The sequence below is a fragment of the Enterobacter sp. CGMCC 5087 genome, assembly GCF_003144775.1.
Lineage (GTDB): Bacteria > Pseudomonadota > Gammaproteobacteria > Enterobacterales > Enterobacteriaceae > Enterobacter > Enterobacter cloacae_M.
The window spans coordinates 1-8,118 of the sequence record NZ_QFXN01000267.1; the positions used below are offsets into that span (position 1 = coordinate 1).

Annotated in this window: 10 protein-coding genes; 7 read left to right on the plus strand and 3 right to left on the minus strand. The window is 43.9% G+C overall.

The window, feature by feature from the left end:
• The first annotated feature begins 175 nt into the window (after nucleotides 1–175).
• Together DEO48_RS23055 and DEO48_RS23060 are read left to right on the plus strand one after the other, a co-directional pair.
• A complete protein-coding gene (locus DEO48_RS23055) occupies nucleotides 176–877 on the plus strand; it encodes an Imm52 family immunity protein (RefSeq protein WP_109846403.1) in 702 nt (233 codons plus the stop codon).
• Nucleotides 878–946: 69 nt separating this feature from the next.
• Nucleotides 947–2,101, plus strand: a complete 1,155-nt coding sequence (locus DEO48_RS23060) for a PAAR domain-containing protein (protein ID WP_109846404.1) — start codon at nucleotides 947–949, stop codon at nucleotides 2,099–2,101.
• A gap of 6 nt (nucleotides 2,102–2,107) precedes the next feature.
• On the opposite strand, the gene DEO48_RS23065 is transcribed toward DEO48_RS23060, so the two are convergent.
• Nucleotides 2,108–2,518 (minus strand): hypothetical protein, encoded by a 411-nt coding sequence (locus tag DEO48_RS23065; RefSeq protein WP_109846405.1) that lies wholly within the window; start codon nucleotides 2,516–2,518, stop codon nucleotides 2,108–2,110.
• Nucleotides 2,519–2,692: 174 nt separating this feature from the next.
• Here DEO48_RS23065 and DEO48_RS23070 point away from each other — a divergent pair, with 174 nt between their 5' ends.
• Nucleotides 2,693–3,421, plus strand: coding sequence for a DUF2913 family protein (locus DEO48_RS23070; protein ID WP_258306164.1), 729 nt, complete (start codon nucleotides 2,693–2,695; stop codon nucleotides 3,419–3,421).
• A gap of 52 nt (nucleotides 3,422–3,473) precedes the next feature.
• Here the strand turns inward: DEO48_RS23070 and DEO48_RS23075 are convergent, their stop codons facing one another.
• Together DEO48_RS23075 and DEO48_RS23080 are read right to left on the minus strand one after the other, a co-directional pair.
• Nucleotides 3,474–3,833, minus strand: a complete 360-nt coding sequence (locus DEO48_RS23075) for a plasmid partitioning/stability family protein (RefSeq protein WP_109846406.1) — start codon at nucleotides 3,831–3,833, stop codon at nucleotides 3,474–3,476.
• A 12-nt stretch (nucleotides 3,834–3,845) separates the two neighbouring features.
• Nucleotides 3,846–4,166 (minus strand): plasmid segregation protein ParM, encoded by a 321-nt coding sequence (locus DEO48_RS23080; protein ID WP_258306165.1) that lies wholly within the window; start codon nucleotides 4,164–4,166, stop codon nucleotides 3,846–3,848.
• Nucleotides 4,167–4,560: 394 nt separating this feature from the next.
• Between DEO48_RS23080 and DEO48_RS23085 the strand changes: the two genes are divergently transcribed.
• The 4 genes from DEO48_RS23085 to DEO48_RS26850 are packed head-to-tail and all read left to right on the plus strand — an operon-like array spanning nucleotide 4,561 to nucleotide 8,063.
• On the plus strand, nucleotides 4,561–5,028 hold the full coding sequence (locus DEO48_RS23085; protein WP_258306167.1) for a restriction endonuclease subunit S: 468 nt from the start codon (nucleotides 4,561–4,563) through the stop codon (nucleotides 5,026–5,028).
• A 41-nt stretch (nucleotides 5,029–5,069) separates the two neighbouring features.
• On the plus strand, nucleotides 5,070–6,677 hold the full coding sequence (locus DEO48_RS23090; RefSeq protein WP_109846408.1) for a type I restriction-modification system subunit M: 1,608 nt from the start codon (nucleotides 5,070–5,072) through the stop codon (nucleotides 6,675–6,677).
• Entirely contained in the window at nucleotides 6,674–7,867 is a 1,194-nt protein-coding gene (locus tag DEO48_RS23095) for a restriction endonuclease subunit S (protein ID WP_109846409.1), read from the plus strand. Before DEO48_RS23090 ends, DEO48_RS23095 begins: the two co-directional genes overlap by 4 nt.
• A 58-nt stretch (nucleotides 7,868–7,925) precedes the next feature.
• On the plus strand, nucleotides 7,926–8,063 hold the full coding sequence (locus tag DEO48_RS26850; protein ID WP_181367048.1) for a hypothetical protein: 138 nt from the start codon (nucleotides 7,926–7,928) through the stop codon (nucleotides 8,061–8,063).
• Nucleotides 8,064–8,118 lie beyond the last annotated feature (55 nt).

Consider the following 8,118-nt stretch of genomic DNA (forward strand, 5'->3'; position numbering starts at 1 on the left):
GGTTTTCGATACAGAGAATCAGGCTAAAAGACAGCAAGGGGCACTGAATCTGTGTGAAGGTATTCCAGAATGCCACTGGCACTGTATGCAGCCAATCAGCTACGCCTACTATAAAAAATCATTAAATATGCTACCTAATATCACTGTATTCTACACGCCATAGGAGCGCTAAATTATGCGAGTAATGGAGCTGACTCTCTTTATAAAAGAAGTTGCTAACAATCCTGGTGACATTCTTAACAGATTGGATCAGATAGTTGAACTGTATAATGGAATATGCGGCAAAGAAAACTGGTTCCTGCCTGGAGAATCAAAAGAAGATGCCATGAAATACCAAATGTTTCATGATGGGGAACTGTCAGATGATGCCATGCTACTTATGACAAACTATCTGAAAGATGATCTTCCGTTTGTTACATCTGCAATCTGGAGTTTGAATGAAGACTCAATTAAGTTTGGGAACTATATTCAAGGTGATGTAAATAAATTTTCATACGAAATAAATCATTGTTATAAAAATGAAGCAGAGGCAATGAATTTCGCTTCTCAATTTGTATTGAAGATAATAGATAAAATATCACCGCACATCCTACGATTGGAAACAAACGGATACAGTCTTCATGAGTCAATGGTCTTCCCGGACCGTCTTCCTGTCGGCTGGATGTTCTACATCGATAAAAGCTACGATGAAAAGGCGCTGAATCTTCCTAAACAGATGCATTCTATCAAACGAGATGGACAACCTGTTGGTACGTTATTCGTGACCAAACGAGATTTCTTTGATGGCTCAAACAAGGCTGATATTACGTTATCCAACGATCTTGAGATCGCGCTGGTGGCGCATGACATTCTGCCAACATACAAAAAAATATTCTGATAGCTCAAAAACATAAACAGCTTACCTTTGTGTAGGCTGTTTATGTAACAAGTGAAAAAGGAAGTCTGAATGTCAACCGGTTATTTTTTGAGAAAGTACGACAGGACAACCTGCGGTGGCGTAATTTATCCCAGCCAGGATAAGTGTAAGATTCTCGGACTGCCAGTAGCAAGGGCTGGTGATTCTGTCACGTGCGGCAAGGACGGTAAGGTTTATCAGATTATGGGGTCCGTTCCCCAAATGTCTTACAAAGGTATCGGTCTGGCTGGATCCATCCACAGTAAAAGCACTTGCTCCTGCATGGCGGAATTACTTCCCTCCTGTGAAAAAGCAAAATACAGCACCGATCACATGGTCCTGAGCCCTTCTGCCATGCGTGCTTCAGTATTTGATTTAGGTACGCCACAGCATGCTCAGGCAGCACATAAGCCCGTGAAACATCAGGAAGATAAGTTATCTTCTACTTGTGCCTGTGATCGGGACATTACAATGGATGAGTTTAAAAAGATCGCAACAGGCTGCACAAATGAAACTGATTTAAAAAACTATCTTGATTTGCTGAATCTCTGGATGCCCTGGAATGGAATATCCACTTGCCGGGCTAAAACTCATTTTCTGGCTCAGGCATGTGGAGAAACGGGTAATTTCAGTACGATGACTGAGTCAGGAGGTAGCAAAAAACCTTATGCACCTTATTTCGGAAGAGGAATAATGCAGCTAACAGGTGGAGCTAACTATCTATCATACGGAGTAGAATGCGGGAAAAATCTCACCGATGAGAAAAACAAGGGGTACGAATTGGTTTCAAGTTTACCTTATGCATTTCTATCAGGGTTTTGGTATTACTGCACTAAAACAAAATGTCAGGATTATGCTGATGCAGATGATTTTAATAAAGTTGTTGCCGTCATTAATGGTGGATTCAATGGCTATAATCAAAGATTATCCCGATTTAATGCAATAGCTAATATATTGGAGTCTGAACATCTCTCTTTATTGGAGGAAGAGAATAAATTCTCTTTTGAGAAGAGTGACATTTATAAAAATCCAATACAATCATTTTTATGGGGAAAATGGCATGATCCCAAAGTCACTAAATGTACAGGAACGGATAAGAATGAAGATGAAGCTAAAAAAGGCTATGCCAGAGCTAAATATTTAAGAGATGAAAGAAATAAAAAAAGACAAAGAAAGAAGATGATTGCCCGGTTAAAGCCCCAATAGGGGCTATTAATTCAACAGAAGAGTTGATATATTATTTTCATAGTCATCAGTGCAAATATAGTTTTCTGAAGGCTTGTTGTCATTCAAGTATGAAATATTTAATTTGTTATTTGGATTATCATCTGAGTCATCTCCTTGGTTAAAGTTACCTACCGATACGTATTTATCAGATGCGTTAAACTCCAGATACTCATCATTATATTCCGATATCGGCTTAAAACTATCTTTGATTTCTTCTGCAGTATTTCTTGATTTTATTATATCGTTATTTATACTAATAACAAAATGATCGTTGCTAATATAGAGCCGTATTTTCTCTCCTGTTTTTGCCGTACATGAAAAAAGGTTATTATTCTGCTTGGCTAGAGCAGAGGTTGAAACCATCAAAAAACTCAAACAAAAAAATAAAAACTTCATTACGTTCTCTCTTTTAAAGTAAAATTATAAAAAATTTAAAATCACGACAGATAATGACTAAGTGTAACAGTAAACACTGAACGATGGTCTGTCTTATAGTGCCCATAATAAACCAACACTATGTAGATAAAAAGTGATATGGCGTGGAAATAACCCTGAAGCAAGATGTATTCTGTGTTTATACTGAAATTGATGAAAAATTACTATCGGAGTACTTGTTTGACCGCGACATCCCTTAAACGCCCGACCGAAGAACTCGCTCACCTGGCCTGGTGCATCCTGGCCGCCGTTGGCCTTGCCAGACAGGAAGGCAGAGCACTTTCCCCCCTGCAGACGCACATGTTTATCATGCAGTGGCTGCTGACAGCCCAAAAACGCAAGTTGTTTCCCCGAACGTTAGCTCAGGACATCATCTGGCTGCAAGAACAGGGTAAGCGTTACGGGCCTTCAGCGCGGCTTTACAGCAAAGTGGAGTATATCTGGCTCGCCAGCTCTGGAGAACTCACGCAGCAGAGCACGCTGTTTCGCTTTACGTACATGATCGAAACCCTTCGGGCAATGGACTGGATCGACTGGCTGGTGTCCGCAAAAGAATGGGGAGAAAAAGCTAAATTAGCGGGGAATGTTTGTGCGATCTACACCCCGAAAGACGAGCTGCATCAGGTGTTCACCAAAAAGGGTGAACTTATCAGGCCGATGGAACTGCGACTTACTGGCGATATCGACGGCATTCCTGCGCTGCTGGTTCAATGTAATCTGAGCGCTGAACGCTTGCCTGATGACGAGGGATTTTGCGTTTACCGGCTGTTACCTGAACCATTTCGTGAGCATAAGAGGCTCATGCCCAACGAGATTTCTGATGAAAAAAAGAATATAGCGATAAATGGACGCCCGGCCACATAGGCTGAGCGTCCTGGATTATTTTTTTGCTTCCATTTGGTGATGAAATAATATTTCACTCTGGCAGGGAGCCCGCCAGATTCTTAGCTGAAACACTGCTGGTGGGCCGTTTCGTTACCTCTGGTGTTGGTACTGTGGCTGCTACCGATGCAGGCTGACGCGATCCCTGCTGAATGTTCAGAAAAGAGACCAGCATAGTACTTAACGTTTCCGGGCTGGTGTTGTCGGCCAACAATGCGGCCAGTAACGACGGCAACCGACTGTCAATCTCCCCCAGCGCAATACCTGCAATTAACGCCGTTCGTGATAACTCACCGCGATCGCCCCGGTGATGTGCCTCTATCCGGGCATCAGCAAAGCGCTCGCTGGCATGTGTGGCAGGGCGAAGGTAAATCAGTACTTTTCTTCGGCTCATTAGACAACCTTATTAACCCAGTGCTTTCAGGCCATGTACCAGTGCGGACTGCGGATCCTGAGCCACAAAGAAACGATCTTCTCGCAGGTTCACGTGAGTACGAATGTCATCAGCCAGCAGACAGGCTCCACCACCCACCACCACGATGTGGGTATAGCCTTTGAAGCGATCAACCGCTTCCAGTACCCGCGCACGGTAACGTGCGATACCGCTGTGGATAGCCTGCTTTATGCCATCGACAGCACGCGGGTCGTTAATATTATTCGCCAGGTAGTGCGTTCCGTGGACAGAAATATCAGACCGCCTCAGAAGTGGTACTGTGTGATATCGCATACCAGGGGAGTAAGTACTGCAGAATCTGTAAATCCGGGCTCTACAGTACGGAGCCGAGGTCCAGAGGCTGCCTCCCCAGACCTGAGGACGAAAACTAGCTCGGCACAATCTGCAGCGTATCTGATGCGCTGCCTGCCACTAACATACAACTCGCCAACGTGGCTCTTTCTACCTAGCCTGAAAACTAGAGTTATAAGTAATAAATTTAAATTCAGTTGACTTCACAACCCGGATTGATAGACTCACCACATGCATTGTAATTTAAATTTATTCAATGAAAGCTGAGCCAGTACCCTATTCCACCGTTGCTTCATTTACTCCCGGTGCCCATGTCAGTCGCATCAGACAGAATGATGAGGCTGAAGCATGTCGCTTTTACGCGACCGAGCAGTTCATGAGTGACTGCTGGCAACCGGGTAATACCATCAACGCTGATAAAGAGCAGGTTGTGCGCCCCACGCAGGCTGTTCTGTCAGTCCGGACGGGAGATGTGGTCATTAGCCTGATCCATGGTAAGGCCGCTATCGTCAGCCCTGAGCATACCGGGCGTCTGCTCAGTAATAACTATGTCAGGGTCGAAGTTGACGGCAGTAAGGTTGTTCCGGCGTGGTTTGTCTGGCACTTCAATGAAAGCAGGGAAAGCCGCCGCCAGCAGGCTCTGGCAACGCAGGGGTCAACGTTTGTATTTCGTTTGTCTCTTACTGAGGTACGTCAGTTTACTGCAACGCTGCCTCCTCTTAATAAGCAGAAGGCAATCGGTGGGCTCTATCTAGCAACCCTTGAAAAACGCCATTACCAGGAACGCTTGGCCGCCCTTAACGAACAACAGATCCTGAGCCAGCTCAGTGATATGATTCAGTAATTATTCCTTAACCGGGACTTACAAGAACAACAGGAAGAAGTATGTCGCCCCAGATTGAAGCGCAAAATTTAAGTGAACTGCAAAGCCGCCTTTGGAATATTGCAGATACCCTGCGTGGTAAGATGCATGCCGATGAGTTTCGTGACTATTGCCTTGGTTTCATCTTTTACAAGTATCTTTCGGAGAAGTTTGTCACCTATGCCAACAAAATCCTGAAAGAAGACGGAATCAAGTATAACGAACTGACCGCTGAGCATCCGGCTTATCAGGACATCATTGATGCAGTAAAAGACGACAGCATTCAGACGCTGGGTTACTTTCTGCCCCCAACCGATCTGTTCCACACCATGGCTCAGCGTGTAGCGAAGGACCAGAAAGGAGCCGGAGAAGGCTTTATCCTCGAAGATCTTGCTGCCACCCTGCGCAACATTGAGCAGAGCACCCTGGGCACTGACTCCGCTGATGACTTCAGTAATCTGTTTGAAGACCTGGATTTAGGCTCAAGCAAACTGGGAAATACTGCTAAATCCAAAAATGAGCTGATTGGCAAAGTTATCACCGAGCTCGACAAACTGAGTTTTAATCTGAGTGAAGCCAGTTCTGACATTCTGGGCGATGCTTACGAGTATTTGATTGGGCAATTCGCTTCAGGTGCAGGCAAAAAAGCGGGCGAGTTCTATACACCGCAGCCGGTTTCTACGTTGCTGGCAAAAATTGTTACCACGCATAAGCTCAAACTGAAGAACGTCTATGACCCGACCTGTGGCTCTGGCTCCTTACTGCTGCGTGTAAAACGTGAAGCCTCTTCCGTAGGTAAAATCTACGGTCAGGAGATGAACCGCACCACCTACAACCTGGCGCGTATGAACATGATTTTGCATGGTATTCACTATGCTGATTTTGAAATCATGCAGGAAGATACTCTGGAATACCCGCAGCATATCCATCTGAAATTTGATGCAATTGTCGCCAACCCTCCGTTCTCTGCCAAGTGGAGCGCCAGTCCGCTGTTTATGAACGATGACCGTTTTGCTCAATACGGTAAGCTCGCGCCATCCAGCAAAGCAGATATGGCATTTGTGCAGCATATGTTCTATCACCTGGAAGATGACGGCACCATGGCGGTAGTTTTGCCCCACGGCGTTCTGTTCCGTGGAGCAGCTGAAGGCCATATTCGCAAGTTCATGATTGAGCAACTGAACTGTATTGACGCTGTCATCGGGCTGCCTGCGAATATATTCTATGGCACCAGTATCCCAACCTGTGTGCTGGTGCTGCGTAAGTGCCGCAAGCACAACGACGGTATTTTGTTTATTGACGCAAGCAACGACTTTGAGAAGGTGAAAACCCAGAATCGCCTGCTGCCGGAACATATCGACAAGATTGCCGATACTTACAATGACTGGAAAGCTCAAGAAAAGTACAGCCGTATTGCGACTCTGGAAGAAGTCCGGGATAACGATTACAACCTCAATATCCCTCGCTATGTCGATACCTTTGAAACGGAAGATGAAATTGACCTCAACGCCGTTGCACAAGAGATCCGTGAGCTAGAAGCAAAAGTAGCAGAGATTGATAAAACCATTGCTGGATTCTGTAAAGAGTTAGGAATTGAAGTGCCGTTTACGCTGGTGGAGGCAAACAAGTGATAGCACCAAAACTTCGATTTAGTAAATTTTCTAAAGAGTGGACTAAAATTCGCTTAGGTGATTATCTACAAATCTACCAGAAAAAGGTGTCCTCTGATACCAACATACCTGTTTATTCTTCCTCTCGACAAGGATTAAAACCTCAAGCGGAATATTTTGCCGATCGTGAACTTAAAAATGATGGTGAGTATGGTGTAGTTCCATTAGGATATATCACTTATCGACATATGAGTGATGACAACACGTTCCATTTCAACCTTAATGATAAAATTCCTGAAATTGCAGTAAGTAAAGAATATCCAGTTTTTACTGGCAAAGGTCTTAATAATTATTTTCTGTTATCAAAGTTGAACTACACTAATGAGTTCAAATTATTTGCCATTCAACAAAAGGCTGGAGGAACCAGAACCAGACTTTATTTTAAGAACTTATGCGAATGGTATGCCACTTTTCCTGAGTTCGAAGAACAAACTAAAATCGCCGATTTCCTTTCCTCTGTTGATGAAAAAATCACGCTTTTAGATAAACAATACAAACAACTGTGCCAGTATAAAAAAGGCATGATGCAGAGGATTTTTAATCAGGAATTGCGGTTTAAGGATGATAGCGGGGACGAGTTTTCGGACTGGGAAGAGGTAGAGCTAAAAAAAATAGCCTCTAAGGTAAATACTAAAAATAGAGATAATTCAGTAATTACAGTTCTGACCAATTCTGCCACGCAAGGCATTGTTATCCAAGAAAGCTATTTTGAAAGAGAGATTGTTACAGAGAGCAACTTAACAGGATATTACGTCGTTAGAATCGGTGATTTCGTATACAATCCGCGAATATCGTCAACGGCTCCCGTCGGTCCTATAAAAATAAATGAACTGGTTCAAGGAGTTATGTCTCCTTTGTATACGGTTTTTCGTTTTGAAAAAGGCTTGTTGAAATTTTATAAATATTTTTTTGAAAGTTCAGTTTGGCATGATTACATGAAAAGTGTAGCGAATAGTGGTGCCAGACATGACCGTATGAATATTTCAGGAGCAGATTTCTTCGATCTTCCGGTACCCCAACCTTCTGATGAAGAACAAACTAAAATTGCTAGATTTCTCTCTGCCATTGACGACAAAATCACTACCAAAAAAGCAGCACTGGACAAGTTAAAAGCTTGGAAGCAAGGCCTGCTCCAGCAGATGTTTGTGTAGAAATCATCAGATACGGCCAACTTCAGACCTGCATAACGACAAAAGGCACAACATACCGATGGCAACGCAAAGCGAATACGAGTTAGAAACGCAGCTGGTTAACCAGCTGGTGGGTATGCATTACGAACTGGTCAATGTCACCGACGAAACCAGTATGAAAGCCAACCTGCGCAAGCAGTGCATATTCGCACGGTGATCGATCGCCAGTTCGCACCGTAGTCGATCATGATTTCGCATCGTGTTCGATCGCG

Bases quoted from the DNA above. Each gene is read 5' to 3' on its own strand.
- DEO48_RS26850 (WP_181367048.1), top strand. From the start codon at position 7,926: ATGGCAACGCAAAGCGAATACGAGTTAGAAACGCAGCTGGTTAACCAG.
- DEO48_RS23060 (WP_109846404.1), top strand. From the start codon at position 947: ATGTCAACCGGTTATTTTTTGAGAAAGTACGACAGGACAACCTGCGGT.
- DEO48_RS23080 (WP_258306165.1), bottom strand. From the start codon at position 4,166: ATGCGATATCACACAGTACCACTTCTGAGGCGGTCTGATATTTCTGTC.
- DEO48_RS23090 (WP_109846408.1), top strand. From the start codon at position 5,070: ATGTCGCCCCAGATTGAAGCGCAAAATTTAAGTGAACTGCAAAGCCGC.
- DEO48_RS23065 (WP_109846405.1), bottom strand. From the start codon at position 2,518: ATGAAGTTTTTATTTTTTTGTTTGAGTTTTTTGATGGTTTCAACCTCT.
- DEO48_RS23075 (WP_109846406.1), bottom strand. From the start codon at position 3,833: ATGAGCCGAAGAAAAGTACTGATTTACCTTCGCCCTGCCACACATGCC.
- DEO48_RS23055 (WP_109846403.1), top strand. From the start codon at position 176: ATGCGAGTAATGGAGCTGACTCTCTTTATAAAAGAAGTTGCTAACAAT.
- DEO48_RS23085 (WP_258306167.1), top strand. From the start codon at position 4,561: ATGAGTGACTGCTGGCAACCGGGTAATACCATCAACGCTGATAAAGAG.